The 484-nt window shown below is 61.8% G+C and carries 1 protein-coding gene; it reads left to right on the plus strand.

All coding sequences use genetic code 11. From position 1 onward, the window contains the following. Nucleotides 1–251 precede the first annotated feature (251 nt). On the plus strand, nucleotides 252–484 hold a 233-nt coding region (locus QZH66_RS18390), incomplete at its 3' end, for a hypothetical protein (protein WP_345783884.1).

Below are 484 nucleotides of genomic sequence, written 5' to 3' on the forward strand. Positions count from 1 at the left end.
TCGTTTTCAATGATCTGGCGCAGAAAGTTGCTCGGCTTGGCGGCTTCTGGGGAGGTGTTGGTGGTCGGAAGGCTCATGCGGCCATTTTAGGGTGCCGGCCCCGCTGGCGTTACGCGTGGCAACAGGCACGCATACGTCCAGAAACATCAACTTTACACTTCTATGCCATCCTTTTGGGTATCTGGTGCGTTATGTACCGACGGGACCGCTCTGATGATCTGCAGCAGTCCCCACCCAACCAGGAGATTTCCATGAAAAAAGTCCGTTCTCTGTATGCCGTGGCCGCTGCTGCCGGTGTGGCGCTGCTCGCTTTGGGCGGCGCCAGCGTGGCCCAGGCGCGCGACCTCAATTGGTCGGTCGGCGTGAGTTCGCCCGGCATCGCCGTGGGCGTGGGCAATGGCTACCCCGTGTATGGCGCCCCTGCGCCCGTGTATTACGCACCACCCCCGGTGTACTACGCACCGCCGCCCCCCGTGTATTACGC

The sequence above is a fragment of the Stenotrophomonas sp. YIM B06876 genome, from assembly GCF_030711595.1.
GTDB lineage: Bacteria > Pseudomonadota > Gammaproteobacteria > Xanthomonadales > Xanthomonadaceae > Stenotrophomonas.